11 protein-coding genes are annotated in these 21,929 nt (G+C 74.4%); 8 read left to right on the top strand and 3 right to left on the bottom strand.

Annotated elements, in window-relative coordinates:
• The first annotated feature begins 4 nt into the window (after window positions 1–4).
• The 8 genes from ACH4TL_RS11880 to ACH4TL_RS11915 all read left to right on the top strand — a co-directional run bounded on the left by ACH4TL_RS11880 (window position 5) and on the right by ACH4TL_RS11915 (window position 18,783).
• Entirely contained in the window at window positions 5–733 is a 729-nt protein-coding gene (locus ACH4TL_RS11880; protein WP_398318473.1) for a YoaK family protein, read from the top strand.
• 444 nt (window positions 734–1,177) lie between these two features.
• Window positions 1,178–8,173: an SDR family oxidoreductase gene (locus tag ACH4TL_RS11885; RefSeq protein ID WP_398318470.1), complete on the top strand. Its 6,996-nt coding sequence runs from the start codon at window positions 1,178–1,180 to the stop codon at window positions 8,171–8,173.
• Window positions 8,174–8,175: 2 nt separating this feature from the next.
• Window positions 8,176–12,960, top strand: a complete 4,785-nt coding sequence (locus ACH4TL_RS11890) for a beta-ketoacyl synthase N-terminal-like domain-containing protein (RefSeq protein ID WP_398318467.1) — start codon at window positions 8,176–8,178, stop codon at window positions 12,958–12,960.
• 80 nt (window positions 12,961–13,040) lie between these two features.
• Window positions 13,041–13,295: an acyl carrier protein gene (locus ACH4TL_RS11895; protein ID WP_398318716.1), complete on the top strand. Its 255-nt coding sequence runs from the start codon at window positions 13,041–13,043 to the stop codon at window positions 13,293–13,295.
• Window positions 13,296–13,297: 2 nt separating this feature from the next.
• Window positions 13,298–14,167, top strand: a complete 870-nt coding sequence (locus ACH4TL_RS11900) for an alpha/beta fold hydrolase (protein WP_398318464.1) — start codon at window positions 13,298–13,300, stop codon at window positions 14,165–14,167.
• Window positions 14,164–15,417 carry a glycosyltransferase gene (locus ACH4TL_RS11905; protein WP_398318461.1) on the top strand — a complete coding sequence of 418 codons (1,254 nt, stop codon included), beginning with the start codon at window positions 14,164–14,166 and terminating at the stop codon, window positions 15,415–15,417. Before ACH4TL_RS11900 ends, ACH4TL_RS11905 begins: the two co-directional genes overlap by 4 nt.
• A complete protein-coding gene (locus tag ACH4TL_RS11910) occupies window positions 15,414–16,529 on the top strand; it encodes a methyltransferase domain-containing protein (protein WP_398318458.1) in 1,116 nt (371 codons plus the stop codon). Before ACH4TL_RS11905 ends, ACH4TL_RS11910 begins: the two co-directional genes overlap by 4 nt.
• Before the next feature lie 268 nt (window positions 16,530–16,797).
• The gene (locus tag ACH4TL_RS11915) at window positions 16,798–18,783 is read left to right on the top strand and encodes a ricin-type beta-trefoil lectin domain protein (RefSeq protein WP_398318455.1); all 1,986 of its coding nucleotides are present in this window, start codon (window positions 16,798–16,800) and stop codon (window positions 18,781–18,783) included.
• 31 nt (window positions 18,784–18,814) lie between these two features.
• On the opposite strand, the gene ACH4TL_RS11920 is transcribed toward ACH4TL_RS11915, so the two are convergent.
• From ACH4TL_RS11920 to ACH4TL_RS11930, 3 genes are all read right to left on the bottom strand, one after another.
• Entirely contained in the window at window positions 18,815–20,167 is a 1,353-nt protein-coding gene (locus ACH4TL_RS11920; protein WP_398318452.1) for an MFS transporter, read from the bottom strand.
• Between the two features lie 197 nt (window positions 20,168–20,364).
• Entirely contained in the window at window positions 20,365–20,445 is an 81-nt protein-coding gene (locus ACH4TL_RS11925) for a putative leader peptide (protein ID WP_398292330.1), read from the bottom strand.
• 55 nt (window positions 20,446–20,500) lie between these two features.
• Window positions 20,501–21,919, bottom strand: coding sequence for an FAD-binding oxidoreductase (locus ACH4TL_RS11930; protein WP_398318449.1), 1,419 nt, complete (start codon window positions 21,917–21,919; stop codon window positions 20,501–20,503).
• Window positions 21,920–21,929: the final 10 nt, after the last annotated feature.

The raw sequence follows: 21,929 nt of genomic DNA on the forward strand, positions 1-21,929 counted from the left end.
GAGGATGCGCAGACTGATGAGGGACGCCGCCCGGACGCTCGGGCCGCGCGCGACGGACCGCCACGGCCCGTTGCCGCCGCTCCTGTTGACGCTGACCGTGGTGACGGGGCTGGTCGACGCGGTGAGCTATCTGGGCCTCGGCCATGTCTTCGTCGCCAACATGACCGGCAACGTGGTCTTCCTCGGCTTCGCCCTGGCGGGCACCCCGGGCCTGTCCGCCCCGGCCGCCCTGGTGTCCCTCGGCTCGTTCCTCACCGGCGCGCTCGCCGGGGGCCGCGTCGGCGCCCGGCCGCCCGCGCACCGCGGGCGGCTGCTCGCGGTCGCCACCGGCACCCAGACGGCCCTGGTCGCCGCCGCCACCGCCGTATCGGCGCTCGCCCCCGGTGGCCAGGTCCCCGCGGGGGTCCGTTACGCCCTGATCGTGCTGCTCGGCCTCGGCATGGGGCTCCAGAACGCGGTCGTACGACGCCTGGGCGTCCCGGACCTGACCACCACCGTGCTCACCCTCACCCTGACCGGCCTCGCCGCCGATTCCACCGCGCCCGCCGGTACGGCCCGCCGGGTGCTGTCCGTGCTGGCGATGTTCCTCGGTGCCCTCACCGGCGCCCTGCTGTTCGCGCGCTGCGCTCTCTCCGCCACCCTGGGACTGGCCTCGGCGCTGCTCGCCGCCACCGCCCTCGCCGCCCATCGCCGTATCGCCGACGACGCCGCCTGGGCCCGGCCGGGAAGCTGAGGGGTTGCGTCCGCGGGCTGATTCCGGCCGCACTTTCCGGCGATGTGCCGCGTGTGCGCGGAATTCCGAATGCGGAATGTGCCCCGCCGATTGGGTTCGATCGGCTCGCTCGAGCGGTTTACCCAGCGGGACGTCCGCTGGGTAAATGGTGTATTCGAGGGGCACAAGGGACGCCGGTGGCACGCTCTCTTCCGTTCCGGCTCACGGAAGGTACATCAACATTTAACAAAGGAAGAGAGAGGCAGTGCCGCGATCGATCTCCCCACCTATGGCGAGATCCAGCCCGTCCTGGCAGGTGCGGCGCTCGCAACTTGTTGACGGCTCAGTAACCGGATCGCTAATTTCGCTCCGCGTCGTTCTGTGTAAAAGGCGCAAGCCGTACGTTAGACGTGCATGTCAGAATTATCTCCCTTTCGCGGCTACAGCGATTTATCCGGAGAAAACATGTCATCCGTTGCGTATCCTGGCGATCTGGTTATAGGTATCACGCCGTTCGGGGAACCGGACCCCCGACTCGCCGCGGCGGTCAGCCGCGCGGGCGGTCTCGGCGTCCTCGACCTGGGAACGACGCGCCGCACGGCACTGGACGCGTGGGAACGCGTCGACGACTGGGTGCCCGACGGACGGTACGGGGTGCGCGTGGCGGCGGGCTGCCCCCTCACGCCCGCGGATCTGCCGTACGCGACACCACCGGACACCGGACCCCCGGGGGACGGCGGCGGGCGGGGCGGACCGCACACCGTGGTCCTCGGCGCGGGCGCGCCCTGGCCGCTGGACGCCGTCGCCGCCCGCCATCGCGTCCTGGCCGAGGTCACCGACCCGGACCAGGCCCTCGCCGCGGTCCGGGCCGGTGCGCACGGGCTGATCGCCCGGGGCAGCGAATGCGGCGGCCCGGTCGGCGAGTTGAGCACCTTCGTCCTGCTCCAGCGGCTGCTGGCCGAGCCCGGGGTGTCCGTACCGGTGTGGGCCTGCGGCGGCATCGGGCCGCGTACCGCCGCCGCGGCGGTGATCGGGGGCGCGGCCGGGGTCGTCCTGGACACCCAGCTGGCCCTGCTCGCCGAATCCGGGCTCCCCGAGGACCGCGCCGCGCTGCTCCGGCCGATGGACGGTTCGGAGACCACCGTCGTCGACGGCCACCGCGCGCTGCGCCCGCGGGGCCGCTCTCCGCACTCCTCGCCGCCCCTGCCGGTGGGTCAGGACGGCTTCCTCGCCGCCCGCTTCGCCGCGCGCTGGCGGGACGCCGGACGCGCCGTACGGGGTGTGGCCGGCGCCATCCGGGGCGCCGTTTCCGAGGCCAGACGGGACGCCGCGCCCGGGGCCAGACCGGACACCACGCCCGAGGCCACGATCCGGCTGCCCGTCGCCCAGGGCCCGATGACGCGGGTCAGCGACCGGGCGGGTTTCGCCTCCGCCGTCGCGGCGGGCGGCGGGCTGCCGTTCATCGCGCTCGCCCTGGCCGGACGCGACCAGGCGCGCGGCATGCTGGAGGAGGCCGCGGCCGCGCTGACCGGGCGGCCCTGGGGAGTGGGCGTCCTCGGCTTCGCCCCCGAGGAGATCCGCGGCGCCCAGCTGGAGGCCGTACGGGAGATCCGCCCCAGCCACGCCATCATCGCGGGCGGACGGCCCTCCCAGGCCGCCGCGCTGGAACGGGACGGCATCACCACCTATCTCCATGTGCCCTCGCCCGGACTGCTGCGCCAGTTCCTGGAGGACGGGGCACGGCGGTTCGTCTTCGAGGGCTCCGAATGCGGCGGCCATGTGGGGCCGCGCGCGAGCTTCCCGCTGTGGGAGGCGCAGCTGGCGGTCGTCGAGGACTTCCTCGACGACCCCGCGCACACCTCCGACGGCGCAGGTATCGAGGTCTACTTCGCCGGTGGTGTCCACGACGAGCGGTCCGCCGCGATGGTGGCCGCGCTCGCCGCCCCGCTGGCCCGGCGCGGCGTCGCCGCGGGGCTGCTGATGGGCACCGCGTACCTGTTCACCGAGGAGGCCGTCGCGCACGGCGCCGTACAGCCACTCTTCCAGCGCCAAGTGCGGGCCGCCGAGCGCACCGCGCTGCTGGAGACCGCCCCCGGCCACGCCACGCGCTGTGTGCCGAGCCCCTTCACCGAGAGCTATCACGCCCTCAAGCAGCGCCTACGGGACGAGGGCGTCCCCGACCGGGAGATGTGGGAGCGGCTGGAGCGGCTGAACGTGGGGCGGCTGCGCATCGCCAGCAAGGGCCTGGAACGCGGCCCCGAAGGGCAGCTGACCGAGGCCGACGAGCAACGCCAGCTCTCCGACGGCATGTTCATGGCCGGGCAGGTCGCTGTGCTGCGCTCGGCCACCACCACCATCGCCGCGCTCCACCACGCGGTGGGCCCGGCCGCCGCGGACTTCCTCGCCGCGCGCGCGGAGGGGCTGTGCGCGCCGCTGGGCGTGGCCGCGGCGCCCGCGGCGGCACCGGAGCCCGCGCCGCTGGACGTGGCCGTCGTCGGCATGGCGTGCATGTTCCCGCAGGCGCCCGACCTCGCCTCGTTCTGGGCCAATGTGGTGGGCGGCGTCGACGCCATCACCGAGGTGCCCGCCGAGCGCTGGGACGCCGCCGTCCACTACACCGGCGACGAGCACGGCGCCTCCGCCTCCCGTTGGGGCGGCTTCCTGCCGCGCATCCCCTTCGACCCGCTGCGCTACGGCATCCCCCCGGCCTCCCTCGGCAGCATCGAACCCGTCCAGCTGCTGGCCCTGGAGGCCGCCCGCCGGGCCCTGGACGACGCCGGGTACGGCGACCCCGGCGACGGGGGCCGGGCCTTCGACCGCTCGCGCACCTCCGTGGTGTTCGGCGCCGAGGCGGGCAGCGACCTGTCCAACGCGCAGACCCTGCGCGCCGTTCTGCCGTCGTACTTCCGCGAGGTGCCGGAGGCCCTGGCCGAGCAGCTGCCCAAGCTCACCGAGGACTCGTTCCCCGGCATGCTCGCCAACGTCATCTCCGGCCGGATCGCCAACCGGCTCGACCTCGGCGGCGCCAACTACACCGTCGACGCGGCGTGCGCGTCCTCGCTCGCCGCCGTCGACGTCGCCTGCAAGGAGCTGACCGCCGGCACCAGCGACATCGTGCTGTGCGGCGGCGCCGACCTGCACAACGGCATCAACGACTACATGCTCTTCTCCTCCGTGCACGCCCTGTCCCCGACCGGCCGCTCCCGGGCGTTCGACGCCTCGGCCGACGGCATCGCGCTCGGCGAGGGCGTCGCGTGCGTCGTCCTCAAGCGGCTGGCCGACGCCGAACGCGACGGTGACCGGATCTACGGCGTCATCAAGGGCGTCGGATCGTCCAGCGACGGCCGCTCGCTCGGCCTGACCGCCCCGCGCCCCGAGGGCCAGCGGGCCGCGCTGGAGCGCGCGTACGCGAGCGCCGGGGTCTCCCCGGCGAGCGTCGGCCTGGTCGAGGCGCACGGCACCGGTACGGCGGTGGGCGACCGCACCGAACTCACCGTCCTCAGCGAGGTGTTCGCCGAGGCCGGGGCGGCCCCCGGCGGCTGCGCGCTCGGCTCCGTCAAGTCCCAGATCGGGCACACCAAATGTGCCGCCGGGCTGGCCGGGCTGGTGAAGACCACCCTTGCGCTGTACACCGGCGTCAAGCCGCCGACCCTGCACCTGACCCGGCCGGGCCCGGCGTGGGACGCGGACCGCGGCCCGTTCGCCTTCCACACCGAGGCGCAGCCCTGGGCGGCCGAGCCCGCGGACCGGGTGGCCGGGGTCAGCGCGTTCGGCTTCGGCGGCACCAACTTCCATGTGGTGCTCGCGGCACACGCGAACGGAGCCCCGCCCCCCGCCCACACGCTCGACGCCTGGCCCTGCGAACTCTTCCTCTTCCGCGGGCCCGACCACGCGGCGGCGCTGCGCGCGGTCGAGGACACGCTGCGGCAGACCGAGGCCAACGACGCGGCGGGCCGCCCCTGGCGGCTGCGCGACCTCGCCCTGACCGCCTCCCGCCGCGCCGACGCGGGCCACGCCCCGGTACGGGTGGCGGTGGTGGCCACGGACCTGGACGACTTGGCGGAGCGGTTACGCCGGGTGCTGGCGGGTGAGGTGTCCGTGGCCGGGACGCCCCCGAGACCGGGCGGTCGGGACGAGGGCCTGTACGTGGCCGACCCGGCCCCGGACACCCGGCCGGACGGCCCCCTCGGCAAGGTGGCGTTCCTCTTTCCCGGGCAGGGCAGTCAGCGGCCCGGGATGTTCGCGGATGTGTTCGTGTCCTTCCCCGAGCTCCGGCGGCATCTGCTCCACGGCTCCGGCTACGCCGGGGTGCTGTACCCCCCGGCCGCCTTCGACGAGGCCGGGAAGGCCGCGCAACACGCGGCCCTCACAGACACCCGGGTGGCCCAGCCCGCCCTCGGCATCGTGGGGCTCGCCGCCCACGCCCTGCTCACCGCGGCCGGAGTCCAGCCCGACATGGTGGCCGGGCACAGCTACGGCGAGCTGGTGGCCCTCTGCGCCGCGGGTGCCCTCGATCCGCGCACCCTGCCCGGGCTCAGCGCCGAGCGGGCGGCCGCCATCCTCGGCGCCGCCGAGGCCGCCGGACACGAGCCCGGCACCATGGCCGCCGTGACCGCTCCGGCCGACACCGTCGAGCGGCTGCTGCGAGAAGCCGGGCTCGCCGAACACGTGGTGGCCGCCAACCACAACGCACCCCAGCAGACCGCGATTTCCGGCCCCGAACGGGAAGTGGCACAGGCGATCACACTGCTGCGGGAGGCCGGGCACACCGTCCGCCGCCTCCCGGTGGCCTGCGCCTTCCACAGCCCGCTGGTCGCGGGTGCCGGGCCGCGCTTCGCCGAGGCACTGGCCGAACACCCGGTGCGGGCAACGGAGTTCCCGGTCTGGGCCAACCGCACCGCCGCCCCGCACGGCGACGGACCCGACGCCATCCGCGCCGAACTCGCCGCCCAGATCGGCGCCCCGGTCCGCTTCCAGGAACAGATCGAGGCCATGTACGCGGCGGGCGCCCGGATCTTCGTCGAGACCGGTCCCGGCACCGTACTGACCCGGCTGGTGGCGGAGATCCTGGGCGACCGACCGCACCGTACCGTCGCCTGCGACGCGCGACGGAGCCGTACCGAGGGTGGTGGCTTCCAGGGGCCGCGCGGGTTCCTCGACGCCCTCGCCCAGCTCGCCGTGGCCGGGGTTCCGGTGCGTACGGGCTGGCTGTTCCGGGCCCGTGACGCCGTGGACGCGGCAACCACCGTAACCCCGAAGCGGCCCGGATGGACGGTCGACGGACAACTGGTCCGCACCGCGGACGGTGAGCTACTCCCCGGTGCGCTGGCACCGGCCCGACGTGTCGTGGAGGCGACGGTGAGCCAGACGGACCGCACAGGCAAGGACGGCTACGGGGACCGGGACGCCCTGATCGCCGAATACCTGAGAACGAGCCGGGAGATGATCGCCGCCCAGCGCGACGTCCTGCTCACCTACTTCGGCGGGGCGCCGGGGGAGCGGCCCGTGGCGCCACCCCCGGTCGCCACCGCGCCCCTGCCCGTGGCCGCTCCGGCCGCCGCACTGCCGATGCCCGTGGAACCCGCGGTGGCCACCCCCGCACCGGCCACCGACCACCCCGCGGACGAACCCGCCGCCCCCGCCACCGGAGCCGATGTCCTGCGCGCGGTGTCCGAGATCATCAGCGAACGCACCGGCTACCCCGTCGACATGATCGAACCCGATCTCGACCTCGAAGCCGACCTCAGCATCGACTCCATCAAACGCGCCGAGATCGCCGGTGAACTGGCCAGACGCCTCGGTATCGCGGGCGCGGGAACCGCCGCGCTGGGCGACGAGGAGCTGGAGGAGCTGGCCAAGGCCCGTACGACGGCGGCCGTCGCCGACTGGCTCACCGCGCGTCTCGCCCCTGCCCCCCAAGCTCCCGTCGCCACCGCACAGGACGAACCCGCGGCGGCCACGCCCGGTGTGGCGCCCCGCCGGATGCGGCTGGTGCCCGTACCCCTGGACAGAGAGGCCGGGTCGCCGACCGACCTCACCGGCAAGCGCTTCGCCCTGCTCGGCGGGGACACCGGCGGCGTGGCCGACGCGGTGGCCGCCCGTCTGACCTCCCACGGCGCCCAGGCCCTCACCCTCGCCGCGGGCCATCTGCTCGCCGAGGAGGACGGCCCGGTGGACGGCGTCCTGCTGCTCGACCCGCTGACCGGATCCGGCGGCGCGCCCCTGCTGCCCGAGGCGTTCGCCGTGCTCAAGGCGGCGCTGCGGCGCGCACCGCGCTGGCTGCTGGGCGTGCGTACCGCCGATCCGCTCGACCCGCGCCCGGCCGGGTTGCGCGGGGTGTTCCGTACGGTGGCCAGGGAGTGCCCGGAGACGGCCGCCACGTTGCTGGAACTGGCCACCGACGCGCCGGTGTCCGCCGACGACGTGGCCGACGCGCTGCTCGACGAGCTGTCCGCCACCGAGCTGTCCGCCACCGACCGTACGCCCGTCGTCGTGCGCACCGCTGACGGGCGGCGCCAGCGGCTGGACCTGACGCCCGCCCCGCTCGGGCCGCTCGCCGCCTCGGGCGCCGGGCCCGCCGGAGACGGCGCGGCGGAGGCCGCCGCGCTCGGGCTGGACCGTGACTCGGTGGTGGTCCTCGTCGGCGGGGCGCGCGGCATCACCGCCCGGTGCGCCCTCGCCCTCGCGTCCGCCGCCCGCTGCCGGATCGAACTGCTCGGCCGTACGCCGGAGCCCACCGGCCCTGAGCACCTGGACACCGCCACCGCGCCCGACGACACCGCGCTGCGCGCGGCCCTCGCCGCCCGGGGCGGCGCGACACCCGCCGAGATCGAGCGGGAGGTGGCCCGCATCCTCGCGCGACGCGAAGTCGCCGCCACGATCGCGGAGTTGACCGCCCTGGGCAGCCGGGTGCGCTACCGCTCGGTGGACGTGACGGACGACGCGGCGGTGCTCCAGGCCGTGAAGCAGATCCACGCCGACCACGGGCGGCTGGACGGTGCCGTGTACGCGGCCGGTGTCATCGAGGACCGGCTGATCGCGGAGAAGTCCGCCGAGTCCTTCGGACGGGTCTTCGGCACCAAGGTGGACGGCGCGCGGACACTGCTCGACGCGCTCGCGGAACTGCCCGAACCCCCGGCGTTCACCGTGCTGTTCGGCAGCATCTCCGCCGCCCTCGGCAACCGCGGCCAGGTGGACTACGCCGCGGCCAACGACGCGCTGGAAACCCTCGGCGCGCGGTGGCGGGCCCGCACCGGCCGCCGGGCGCTGACCGTGCACTGGGGGCCGTGGGCCCCGACCGGCGCCCACGGCGGCATGGTCACACCGGAACTCGGCCGGGAGTACGCCCGGCGCGGCATCTCCCTCATCGACCCCGAAGAGGGCGCGCTGGCGCTGCTGCGCGAGCTGGCCTGGGGCGAGGAGCCGGAGCAGGCCGTCGTCTACACGGCCTCGGGCTGGTGAGCATGACCGGCCGTCACCAGATGCCACCGGTGGCCATCGTCGGGATGTCGGTCCTGCTGCCCGGCTCCCCGGATCTGGACACGTACTGGCGCAACCTGGCCGGTGGCGTGGACGCCATCACCGACGTCCCGGCCGGGCGGTGGGACCCCGGGTTCTACGCCCCGCAGGGCGGCGGCCCCGGCGCACCGGCCGCCCCCGACCGCGTGTACTGCCGCCGGGGCGGCTTCGTCGACACGTACGCGGAGGTGGAGGCCGCCCGCTTCGGCATCATGCCGAATTCGGTGTCCGGCACCGAGCCCGACCAGCTGATCGCCCTCGGCGTCGCCGCGGCCGCCCTCGCCGACGCGGGCGGCGACGACCGGCTGCCCGACCGGCAGCGGGTGGGCGTCGTCCTGGGCCGGGGCGGCTATCTCACCCCCGGTCTGGTCCGGCTCGACCAGCGGGTCCGCACCGCGCACCAGCTCGTACGGACCCTCGGCGAGCTGCTGCCCGGCCTCGGCCCCGGCCAGCTGGACCGGATCCGGGACGCCTTCACCGAACAGCTCGGCCCGGACCGCCCCGAGGCGGCCATCGGCCTGGTGCCCAACCTCGCCGCCTCCCGCATCGCCAACCGGCTCGATCTGCGCGGGCCCGCCTACACCGTGGACGCCGCGTGCGCGTCGTCCCTCGTCGCCGTCGACCAGGCGGTGGGGGAGCTGGCCTCCGGGCGGTGTGACGTGATGCTCGCGGGCGGAGTGCACCACTGCCACGACATCACCCTGTGGAGTGTCTTCGCGCAGCTGCGCGCGCTGTCGCCGAGCCAGCGCATCCGGCCCTTCGACCGTGCCGCCGACGGCCTGCTGATCGGCGAGGGCACCGGCGTCGTCGTCCTCAAACGGCTCGCCGACGCGCGGCGCGACGGCGACCGCGTCTACGCCGTCATCCGCGGCACCGGCGTGGCTTCGGACGGCCGCGCCACCGGCCTGGTCAACCCGGACCCGGGCGGCCAGACCCGCGCCGTACGGCAGGCGTGGCGCGCCGCGGGCCTCGACCCGCGCGAGGCGGGCTGCATCGGGCTGCTGGAGGCGCACGGCACGGCCACCCCGGCCGGGGACGCGGCCGAACTCACCACGCTGGCCGAGGTGTTCGGGCCCGGCGGCGGGGCGGGCGAGGCCGCCGTCATCGGCTCGGTGAAGTCGATGATCGGCCACACGATGCCAGCCGCCGGTGTCGCTGGCCTCGTCAAGGCCGCCCTCGCCGTCCACCACGGGTGGCTGCTGCCCACCCTGCACTGCGACGACCCCCACCCGGGGCTGGCGGCCACCCGCTTCCGCACCCTCGACGCGGCCACGCCCTGGGAGGCTCCCGTGCGGCGCGCGGCGGTCAACGCCTTCGGATTCGGCGGCATCAACGCGCATGTGGTGCTGGAACAGGAGTCGACCGCGACGGTGAAACGCCGCCCGTCGCCCGTCGTGACCGAACCCGAACGGGTGCTGGCCCTGACCGCGGACACGCCGGAGCGGCTGGCCGAACTGCTCGCGGCCGACGACGCCACGGTACGGGCCACCGCGTCCGTTCCCGGGAGCCGGGCCCGCACCCGGCTGGGCATCGTCGAACCCACCGCGAAACGGCTCGCCCTCGCCCGGCGCGTGGCCGCCAAGGGCCGCCCGTGGCGCGGCCGCAACGACGTCTGGTTCACCCCGGAACCGCTGCTGGCTGCTTCGGGTGAGCCGGGTTCCGGGAAGCTGGCGTTCGTCTTCCCCGGCCTGGAGGCCGAGTTCGAGCCCCGTACGGAGGGTGTCGCCGAGTACGTCGGGCTGCCCCGCCACCACGACGGCGAACACCACGGGGAGGCGGCCCGCGCGGGCGACATCGGCCGCCACGGCGTCGGTGTCTTCGGCGTCGGACGCCTGCTGAACGCGGCGCTCGGACGGATGGGCATCGTCCCGGACGCGGTGGCCGGACACAGCGTCGGCGAGTGGTCCGCGATGGCCGCGGGCGGCCTCTACGCGGGCGAGGCCGTCGACGCCTTCCTCGACTCCTTCGACCCCGACGCGCTCCGCGTCCCCGGCGTGACCTTCGCCGTCCTCGGGACGGGCGCGGAGCGCGTGCTCGGCGCGCTCGCGGAGTGGCCCGCGAGCCGGATCGTGCTCTCGCACGACAACGCGCCCAGCCAGTCGATGGTGTGCGGGCCGCGCGAGGAGGTGGAGGAGTTCGTCCGGGCCATGCGCGCGACGGGCGTGATCGCGCAGGTCCTGCCCTTCCAGTCCGGCTTCCACACGCCCATGCTGGCCCCCTTCCTCGACCCCATCCGCACCCTGGCGGAGCGCTTCGACCTGCTCCTGCCGCCCCGCGTCCCCGTCTGGTCCGGCACCACCGCGGCGCCGTATCCGGAGACGGAGGGGGAGGTGCGGGAGCTGTTCGTACGGCACCTGCTGGAACCGGTGCGGTTCCGGCTGCTGACCGAGGCCCTGTACGACGCGGGCTTCCGCGCCTTCGTGCAGATGGGCACCGGCCAGCTGGCCTCGCTCATCGGCGACACGCTGCACGGCCGCGACCACGTGGTGGTGGCCGCCAACTCCCCCCACCGCGACGGTGTCGCGCAACTGCGCCGCGTGGCCACCGCCCTGTGGACGGAGGGCGCCCCCGTCGACCCCGCCCTCCCGCGCCCCGGCGCGGTACGGGGGCGCTCGGCGCCGGTGCGCCTGAACCTGAACGGCGCGCTGATCTCGCTGAGCGAGCCGCGCTTGAGCGAGCTGCGCGGCGCGCTCGCGTCGGTGGGCGCGGGGTCTTCCCCCACCCCGCCCCTTCCCGAAACCGGGGAGCTCCGCCCCCCGGCCCCCCACCACCACCCGGCGGGCGCCGCCCGCCCGGCCCCGTCGCCTGTGGCGGCGGCCGGTACTCAGCACTCGGCGGCGCCTCTTCCGGTGGCGGATGGGGGTTACGCGGGAGCGGCAGGCACGCACCCGGCGGCGGGCTCGCAGCACGCCGCGCAGCCACCCGCGGCGGTCGCGGGCCAGGCCGCCTCGCCGCGCCCGGCGGCGATGAGCGCGCAGTACGCCCCGCTGGCAGGCGCGGGGCAGGCCACATCGGTGGGCGCTTCCCAGACTGGGCCGTCGTATCTGGCGGCGGCGGGCCAGGGTGTGCGCGGGGTTCTTGGGGAGCCCTGGGCGGTCGAGCTCGACGCGCTTCTCCGGGAGACGGCCGACGCCGCGGCCGAGTTGGTTGCGGTGGGGCGGCGGGGGGTGGTTCGGGCGCGTAGCTTCGACGTGCGCGTTTCCACCGAGGCCATGCCCTACCTCCGCGACCACTGCTTCTTCCCGCAGCGGCCCGGCTGGCCCGATGAAGCCGATCGGTGGCCGGTGGTTCCGGCCACCACCATCGTCCAGCACCTCATCGACGCGGTGGAGCACACGGCGGGCGGCGTGGCCGTGGCCGTGCACGGGGCGCGGTTCGACCAGTGGGTGACCGCCACGCCGCCCAGCACCGTTCCGGTCACCGTGACACCGTCCGCGACCAGCCCCGCCCACTACACCGCCACCTTCGGCCGCAGCGCCCGCGGGACCGTACAGTTCGCGCCGCGTTACCCGGACGCCGCCGAGCGGCCCGCGCCCTGGCGCATCGACCCCGCGACCGAGCGGGTGCCCGAGCACACCGCGGCGCAGATCTACGGTGAGCGGTGGATGTTCCACGGCCCGGCGTTCCAGGGCCTCACCCGGCTCACCGCGATCGGTGAGACACATGTGCGCGGCACGATCGCCACTCCGGCCGCGCCCGGCGCGCTGCTGGACAACGTCGGTCAGCTCCTCGGGTACTGGATCATGGCGACCCGCACCTCGCGCTCCGTCGTCTTCCCGGTCGGCATGCGGCTGATGCGCTTCTACGGTCCGCCGCCGCGGCCCGGCACCCCGGTGGAGTGCCTGGTGAGGATCGTCGCGCTGACCGATGCGGCGCTCGAGGCCGATGTCCAGCTGCTGATCGGCGGTCAGGTGTGGGCGGAGCTGCACGGGTGGCACGACCGACGGTTCGACAACGATCCCGAGACCCGCCCGGTGGAACGCTTCCCGCAGCGCAACACGCTGTCGCGGCCCCAGCCCGGCGGCTGGTCACTGGTGTACGAGCGCTGGCCGGACCTGGCCTCACGCGACCTGATCATGCGCAACAACCTGGGCAGCGCCGAACGCGCCGAGTACGAGCGGCAGCCGCCGCTCGGCCGCCGACAGTGGCTGCTGGGCCGGATCGCCGCCAAGGACGCGGTGCGGCGGTGGCTGTGGGAGCAGGGGGAGGGGCCGGTGTTCCCGGCCGAGATCCGGGTGTGCGAGGACGAGCGCGGACGCCCATACGCCGTCGGCGTCCACGGCCGGACCCTGCCGCCGCTGGAGCTGACGCTGGCGCATCGGGGGGAGGCCGGAGTGGCATTGGTGGCGCCGTCGCAGTCCAGGCTCGGCATCGGCATGGAGGTGGTCGCCGACCTTGGCCCGGACACCTCCGGCCCCGCCGAGCGCGAACTCCTCGCGGCCCTCACCGCCTCGGGCGGCGGCCACCCCGCGGCCTGGTGGGCCGCCGCCTTCCGCGCCGCCAAGGAGGCGGTCGCCAAGGCGGACGGCACCGGCCAGGACACCACCGTGGTCGGCCACGCGGAGGACACCCGGCTCACCGTCGAGGTGGCCGCCACCCCCCACCCGCGCCGCTACCAAGCGCACTGCGCGGCGACCGCCAACCCGTCCGGGTTGCCGGGCAGGGAGTACGTCGTGGCCTGGACGACCGGTCCGGGCCACCGGGATCAGGACGAGGAGACCGATCAGTGACCACCGTCGAACCCACCGTCGAACCCACCGCCCCGGCATCCGCCCCCGACGCACCGGCCGTGCTCGCGGACGTCGCCGGAATGCTCCGGGACATGCTCGACGAGGACGGCCTCGACGACATCGAGGTCGCCATGGACACCCGCTTCACCGATGACCTGGAGCTGGAGAGCATCGACCTGGTGGCCCTCGCGGGCACCCTTCAGGACCGGTACGGACGGGAAGTCAACTTCGCCGAGTTCGTGGCCGGTCTGGAGCTGGACGAGATCATCGGCCTGACCGTCGGGCAGCTCGTGGAGTACATCGTACGGTGCCTCGGCGCGCCCGGGAGGAGCTGACCATGGCGATGATCGACCTCGGCGGCCCGCGCGGCACCGGCGACGGACCGGACGGCCTCCGCCTGCACGTACAGCGGCTGTCGCCGCCGGACGGCCGTCCGCCCACCGCCACCGTCGTGCTGGTCCACGGACTGCTCACCGACTCCCTGGCCAGCTGGTACTTCACCGTGGCGCCGGACCTCGCCGCCGCCGGGCTGGACGTGGTGATGTACGACCAGCGGGGGCACGGCCGCAGCGAGCGCCCCGGGTCCGGCTACCGGCTGGAGACGTTCGTCAGCGACCTCGAAAGGCTGCTGGACCAGCTGGGGATCACCACTCCCGTCCACCTGGTGGGCAACTGCTTCGGCGGCACGGTGGCGTACGGCTACGCGCTGCGCAACCCCGACCGCGTGGCCGGTCTCGCGACGATCGAGGCGAAACCCGCCACCCAGGGCTGGCTGACGGACATCAGCCGGATCATGCGGCGGGTCGTCGTCGAACTCGTCGCACACGAGGCCGAGTCGCTGGCCTGGGTCACCGCCCACCGGGGCGCGCACACCGCGCGGCTGGCCAAGTCGGCGGCGCGCCTCGTCCGTACGACCACGATCGCCGAGGACGTGGCGGCGAGCCGTACGGTGAGCGAGGAACGGGTCCGCTCCCTGCGCTGCCCGGCGCTGGCCGTGTACGGCGCCGACTCCGAACTCGCCGGTGAGGACGGCTGGCTCAGGGCGCTGCCGCCCGGCACCCGGACGGTCATGCTGCCGGGGGAGGGGCACTCCGTGCTGGCCGAGGCGCCCGCGCGGATACGCGCCCTGCTGCTGTCGTGGATCGGTGAACGGGAGCCCGCCGCCCCGGTCGCGGCAGCCGGGCTCAAGGGAGCTGACGTCTCATGACCGACGTGGCCCCCGCATCCCCTACGCCCCCCGGGCGCCGTTTCCTCTTCGTCGTGCCGCCCCTCGTCGGCCACGTCAACCCCACCGTCGGTGTCGCGGCCGAACTGAACGACCGCGGCCACCAGGTGGCCTGGGCCGGGCTGCCGGAGGTGGTGCAGCGGCTGGTGGGGCCCGGTGCCACCGTCCACCGCTGCGCCGGTCCTGTGATCGGCGAGGGCGGGGCGGAGCGCCCGCCCGAGGTGCGCGGCCCGGGCGCGCTGAAGTTCCTGTGGGAGGACTTCCTGGTGCCGCTCGCCGAGGCCATGGCCCCCGACGTGGCGCGGGCCATCGAGGCGTTCCGCCCGGATGTGGTGGTCTCCGACCAGCAGACCGTGGCGGGCGCGCTGGTGGCAGAGCGGCTCGGCCTACGGTGGGCCACCTCCGCCACCACCTCGGCGGAGTTCACCGGCGCGCTGGAGGGCATGCCCAAGATCGACGCCTGGCTGGACGGGCTGCTGGCCGCGGCGCGGGGCCGGATCGGCGATCCGCGCGGCACGGCCGACCCCCGGTTCTCGCCGGATCTGGTGCTGGCGTTCACCACGGAGGAGCTGGCCGGGCGGCCCGTACGGGCGGCCGACCACATCCGGTACGTGGGCCCGTCCATCGCCGGACGGCCGGACGATCCGGACTTCCCCTGGGAGTGGCTGGACCCGGTCCGCCGCACCGTCCTGGTCACCCTCGGCACCGCGAACACCGACGCCGGGGCGCGCTTCCTCATCGAGGCCCGGGAGGCCGTACGCGCCCGGGCCGACGGCATCCAGACGGTCCTCGTCGACCCGGCGGGCGTCCTGGGACCGGCGGAGTCCGACAAGGACCTGCTGACGATCCCGCGCATCCCCCAACTGCGCCTGCTGGAGCGGGTGTCCGCGGTCGTGTGCCACGCGGGACACAACACCGTGTGCGAGGCCCTGTGGCACGGTGTCCCGCTCGTGGTGGCCCCGATCCGGGACGATCAGCCCGTAGTGGCCGCCCAGGTGGTGGCCGCGGGCGCGGGCGTCCGGGTGCGGTTCGGCAGGGCGCGGGCGGCGGCGCTCGGCGAGGCCGTCGACGCGGTGCTGGACGAGCCGGGCCACCGTGCCGCCGCCGAGCGTATCGGCGCGTCCTTCCGGGCGGCGGGCGGCGCCCGCGCGGCCGCCGCCCACCTGGAACGACTGGCCGCCACCACCACGGCCACCACCCACCCCGTCCCGACCCCCGAGGGGGAACGATGAGCCAGGACAACGCCACCTCCGACAGACCAGGGGCCGACGAGGCCCCGCGCCCGTCCCGCGCCGAGGCCGTGGCCGCCCTCCGGCCGCGCTACCGGGCCGACCTGGACCAGGGCACCGAGCGGTTCTTCGAGCCGCGCCGCACGGACTGCCCGTGGTGCGGCTCGACCCGGCTGAAGCGACGGCTGCGCACCAAGGACCGGTTCCAGAACAAGCCCGGCCGCTTCCGTCTCGACACCTGCCGGGACTGCCGCCTGGTGTTCCAGAACCCCCGGCTGAACGGCGACGGGCTGGAGTTCTACTACCGCGACTTCTACGACGGCCTGGGGGAGGAGGGCATGGGCAGCGTGTTCTCCGGGCGGCGGAAGATGTACCTCGGGCGCGCGGAGGCCCTGAAGCCCTCGGCCGACGCCCCGGCGAAGTGGCTCGACGTGGGCACCGGCCACGGCCACTTCCCGGAGGTGGCCCGCACCGTCTTCCCGGACACGGTCTTCGACGGGCTCGACTTCACCGACGGCGTCGAACTGGCCGAGCGGGAGGGGCGGATAGACCACGGCATCCGGGGCAGCTTCCCGGAGCTGGCCGGGGAGCGGCTGGCCGGGCGCTACGACGTGGTGAGCATGTTCCACTACCTGGAGCACAGTACGGACCCCCGCGCGGAACTCCGCGCGGCCCACCGCGCCCTCGGCCCCGGCGGCCATCTGCTCATCGAGGTGCCCGACCCGGAGTGCTGGTTCGCCCGCCTCTTCGGCCGCTTCTGGCTGCCCTGGCTCCAGCCGCAGCACCTGTACTTCCTGCCGGTGGCGGGCCTGCGGAAGGAACTGGAAGCGCTCGGCTTCACGGTGGTCCTGGAGCAGCACCGCGAACCGTCCGACACCGTCGACCTGATGGGCGCGGTGTGGCTGGCGGCCAACGCGGTCCTGCCGCCCGACGACGCCCCCTGGCTGGCCGAGCCCACCGGCCGCGCGCGGTGGCTGCTGCGCTGCGCGGGTCTGGTGGCGGCCATTCCCGCCCTGGTGGTGGCCACCACACTGGACCGGCTCGTGCTCAAGCCGCTCGCCGGGCTGGGGAAGGTGTCCAATGCCTACCGAGTGGTAGCCCGGCGCAATGGGTGAATTCGTTCGCCACTTTGCATTTCGTAACGCCAATGGACGCATCAGTGCCCCTTGACGGTGGTCGAACCCGAAAAATGTGAAGTCCCTTGTTCCGCATCGGTTCCGTGTGCAAAGGTGCAGGTGTCGCCACGTGGGCCAGGTGTTTTCGCGCCGCCGGCAGGGCCGACACCCCCCATTGGTACGGACTTTTCTCGCTGCCCTGTGAAAGGGAAAAGACGTGAACGATGCTGCCCTGACGCACTTCTTAACCCCCGCCCCCCTGTTCGGTGTGACGGATGAACAACTCACGGCCGAGCTGAAGAAGTGTTCGGGGAAACTGTCCGAGCGTCACCCGGTCGGAGAGCTGCTGGGCCGGCACTGGGAGGCGGCCTTCTCCTACGCGAGCCTGTGCACCACCGGCACCCACCCGGCGGGGATCCTCACCTCCGCCGCCTTCACCAGGCTCTTCGGGGAAGCGCTGCGGCGGACCGCGCCGACCACCGCGTGGCGGCCACGGGTGCTCGCCACCGTGCGGGGCATCGCGCAGGAGTGGAGCGAGGGCCCGCGCGGCGCGTTGCTCCACCCCGGGCTGCGGGCCGACCTCGGGGCGCGGGGAGGCGAGGACGGGCGGCTCCTCCCGCCGGAGAACCGGCGCATGGTGTTCCGCGCGTTCCAGCGGCTCCCCGAGACGGCCCGCTGTCTGCTGTGGCACACGGAGGTCGAGGCGGAGCAACTGGCCGTACCGGCGGGGCTGTTGGGCCTTTACGACGATGCTCAGGCCGAGCTGGAGCGGGCCCATGAGCGCTGGCGCCAGGGCTGCCTGGACGTCCACCGCGACACGGCCCCCGAGGAGGAGTGCCGTCAGTACAGCCGATTGCTGGACGTTTCGCTCCGCCGCGGCGACACCCGGCTCGACCCCGATTTGCGGCAGCATCTGTCCCGGTGCGCACACTGCCGTGATGCCGCCGACCAGTTGGACCACTCCACCGGCCGACCGGGCGTCCTGCTCGCCGAAGCGCTCCTGGGGTGGGGCGCACGGGACTATCTCGACTCCCGGCCGGGCCGCCGCATCCCCGACCCGCCCGCGGCCGCGCCGCCGCCTCCCATGCCGACCACTCCGCCACGCAGCGGTGGCCCCCGCCACTCGGCGCGGAAACACCCCTGGTGGAAGGCGCGCCCGGCGGTGTCCACGGCCGTGAGTACGGCGGTGAGCACAGCAATGAGCACGGCGATGAACGCGGCGGGCACGGCGGTGCGTCCGGCCGGGCGCCGAAGGCGCCCGCGGGTCACCCGCGGCCGCCTCCTCACCGTGGCGGCGGCCACGGTGGGCGGCTGCGTCCTGGTGTCGGTGGCGGTGGCGTCCGTCCTCCCCTCCGGCGGTGGCGAGGACGTGGCGTACGACCACGACACCCCCTCCAGCCGCCCGGGCGCCGGCGCGGGCAGCACGACGGCCCCCGGTTCGGAGCCCTCCTGGATCGGCGCCGACGGCCGCCCGGACGACGCCCTGCGCGGACGGCTGCGCAACGCCACGAGCGGACTGTGCCTCGACATCGTGGGCGACAAGCCCAAGGCGGGTGCCGAAACCGAGGCCAACCCCTGCACGTCAGCGGACACCCAGCAGTGGTCGTACGAGGCCGACGGTCTGCTGCGCAGCCGCGCCGACCCCGAACTCTGCCTCAACTCCCGCCTCAGCTTCTCCATCCGGCTGGGCTCCTGCGCGGTCACCTCACAGCGGGGCGCCGCGAACGTGCGCTACGACTTCACCCTCCAGGGCACCCTCGTGCCGCGCTGGAACCAGGAACTGGCCCTGACCCCCGACTCCACGGAGAAGGGCGCCGGTATCGTCCTGAAAACACGGGACGACGACGCGAGGTCACAGCGCTGGCAGTCGGGTGGCGCGGCGGACGGCAACGGGTACCGGACCGAGACGGGCCGACCGGACCGGGTCCGGGAGACCGCGCCCCGCCAGGTGTCCGCCGTCCGCACGAAACCCGCCCCCACCCCTCCGCAGCGCCCGGCCAAGCCCTCGGCGCCACCGAAGGCCACGCCGCCGGGGCATGCCAAGTCCAAGGCGCCGCGCGGCCCCAAGCCCCCGGCGGCGGCCCCGCCGCAGCGGCAGGTGGGCTCCTGGTACGGCCAGCAGCCGCGGCGCGGATGGTACGGAGGACACCGCTGGTACGGGAGTTACGGGCCCTACGGGACGTACCGGCAGGAGCCCTGGGCCACGGGCTGGTCCGGCCAGCAGCGCGACTGGGGACGAGGCGGCCACCGCTGACGACGGGACGTCGAGGCGAGGCGTCACGGCCCTACCTCACGGTCACCGCCGATCGCGCCGCCGTAGTGGCGGCGGGGCGGTCGGCGGCGTTCCCGGCTGCGAAGTACACCCCGGAGGACCGGATGCGCGAGGTCGCCCAGACGCTGACGACCGCGGTGGCCGCGAGATATCCGCAGGCGATCCACGGAGTGCCGTGGCCGAGCGCGAGGAACGTCGTCATGAGCAGCGGTGTGATGCCGGAGGCGTAGACACCGGACAGCTGGTAGACCACGGACATGCCGGTGTACCGGACCTCCGCCGGGAACAGCGAGGCGAACAGGGTGCCCTGGGCCCCGTAGAAGGAGGCGTGGACCACGCCCAGGGTCAGCGCGATGGCCGCGGCGAACCCCCAGACACCGGTGGAGTGGAACAGCCAGAAGGCGGGGAACACGCTCAGCCCGAACAGGGTCATGCCCACCATGTACATCCGGCGCGCGCCGTGCCGGTCCACCAGCGAGCCCGACAGCGGGATCGCCGCGGCCATGAGCAGCGCGGCGAAGGTGACGGCGAGCAGGACCGGGGTGCGGGGCAGCTTCAGCGTGGAGGTGGCGTAGGAAATCGCGAACACACCCCAGGTGTTGAACGCGGCGCCCTCGCCCCACCTGGCCAGCATGCCCAGCACGGTGTGCCGCCGGGTGCCCGGGTCCCGCAGCAGCCGTGCCAGCGGCACCCGGGACGCCGACTGCCGCTGCTCGATCCGGCGGAAGGCCGGGGTCTCGTCCACCTTGAGCCGCACGGTGATGCCCACGACCACCAGCAGCAGACTCACCAGGAAGGCCACCCGCCAGCCGTAAGCGAGGAAGGCGTCGTCGCTGAGCACATTGCTCAGCAGGGCGAACACGCCGGTTCCCAGGGCCAGTCCGAGGGCGAGGCCGATCTGCGGATAGCTGCCGTAGCGGCCCTCGCGGCCCCGCGGGCCGTGCTCCACGGACAGCAGCACGGCACCGGCCCACTCCCCGCCGAGCGCCACGCCCTGCGCCACCCGCAGGACGAGCAGCAGTACGGGTGCCCAGATGCCGATCTGCTGATACGTGGGCAACAGGCCGATGAGCGTGGTCGAGCCGCCCATCACGCTCATGGTGACGGCGAGGGTCCGTCTGCGGCCGATGCGGTCGCCGATGTGTCCGAAGAGCAGGCCCCCGACGGGCCGCGCCAGGAAGCCGACCGCGAAGGTGGCGAAGGAGAGGATGGTTCCGACGGTGTCGTTGCCGGTGGGGAAGAACAGATCGCCGAAGACGAGACCGGCGGCGGTGCTGTAGAGGAAGAAGTCGTACCACTCCACCGTGGTGCCCAGGAGGCTGGAGAGCACCACGGTACGAAGTGGCCGACGGGACGTATCGGGCATGGGGGTACCGTTTCGTTGCATGCCGGGGGCCACCGAGGCGGGCGGCAGCGCGCGAGGGCGCGCACACCGGCATCGGCGGCAGGGTGCGAGGGGGGAAGGCAGAACACCCCACGGCACACGGCGACATGACGAAGCGTCAGGCAGGAAAGCGTCAGACAGGAAGTGTCAGAAAGCCCGTGTCCGCGGGGAAGCCGGGATCAGGGGCGACAGCAGGCGCTGGCCTGGCGGCACAGATCGACGTGGAGGCGTTCCACGAGCGGGCCGGCAGCATTCGACATGGCCGACAGTATGGCCGGACGCCGACACCCGGCTCAAGGTGTCACCGGAAAGGTCTCACCGACTGGGACGGCCGATGACCTTGCCGGGGTTCAGAATCCCGTGCGGGTCGAGGGCCGCCTTGACGGCGTGGTGCATCTCCAGCACCGCCGGTGCCAGCTCCAGTTCCAGGCCGTCCCGCTTCAGCAGCCCGACGCCGTGCTCGCCGGTGACCGTCCCGCCCAGGTCGATGGCGTCGGCGATGATGTCGCGGAAGGCGGCCTGGGCCCGCTCCCGGGCCGCGGTGTCGCCGGGCTGGGTGATCAGCAGCGGATGGAGGTTGCCGTCACCGGCGTGGGCGATGTTGGCGATGAGCGTGTCGTGCCGGGTGGCCGCGCGCTCGATCCGCGCCAGCATCTCCGGTACGGCCGCCCGGGGCACGCACACGTCCTCGGTGAGCACCGGGCCCAGCCGCTCCAGCGCCGGGTAGGCGAGCCGCCGCGCCGCGAAGAGCGCGTCGGCCTCCTCCTGGTCCGTGGACTGCGCCGCCCAGGTCGCCCCCGCCTCCTCGAAGCAGGCGAGCATGCGCGCGGCCTCCTGCGCCCCGGCCGGGCCCGGCGCGTCCGTACGGCCCAGGAGCACCACGTCCGCGTCGACGGACAGCCCCATGTTCTTCCAGCGGTCGACCGCGGCCAGGCAGTGGCGGTCGATCAGCTCCAGCGCGGACGGGGTGAGCCCCGCGGCCCCGACCGCGGTGACGGCACGCCCCGCGGCCACGACGGACGAGAAGTATCCGGCGACCGTCCGCTCCGCCTCCCGCTCGGGCCGCAGCCGCACCGTGACCTCGGTGATCACCCCGAGGGTGCCCTCGGAGCCCACCAGCAGCCCTGCCAGGTCGTACCCGGCCACGCCCTTCGCCGTCCGGCGGCCGAGCCGCACCAGCTCACCGGTGCCGGTCACCGCCTCCAGGCCGAGGACGTAGTCGCGGGTGACGCCGTACTTCACGCAGCACAGCCCGCCCGCGTTGGTGGCCACGTTGCCGCCGATGGTGGACCAGGGCGCGCTGGCCGGATCCGGCGGATACCACAGGCCGTGCTCCGCGCACGCGGCCCGCAGATCGTCGTTGACCACCCCGGGGCCGACGACCGCGAGCCGCTCCACGGGGTCGATCTCATGGATGGCGTTCATGTGCTCGGTGGAGAGCACGACACCGCCCTCGACGGCGTTGGCGCCGCCGGACAGGCCGGTTCCGGCGCCCCGGGTGACCAGCGGAACGCCGTGCCGCAGACAGGCGCGCACCACCGACCGCACCTCCGCCGCCGTGTGCGGCCGCACCACCGCGCACGGCGTGCCGTACGGCGCCCACTCCGCCTCGTCGTGCGTGAACCCGGCCGCGATGTGCGGGTCCTCGACCAGCCGCCCGTCCGGCAGTTCCTGCCGCAGCTCCTCGATCAGCACGCCCGGTTTCCCCGCCCTGTCGTCGTCCCCGTATCGCATCCCCGCCACC

Origin of the sequence: Streptomyces sp. NPDC021115 (assembly GCF_044333065.1) — a bacterium.
Lineage (GTDB): Bacteria > Actinomycetota > Actinomycetes > Streptomycetales > Streptomycetaceae > Streptomyces.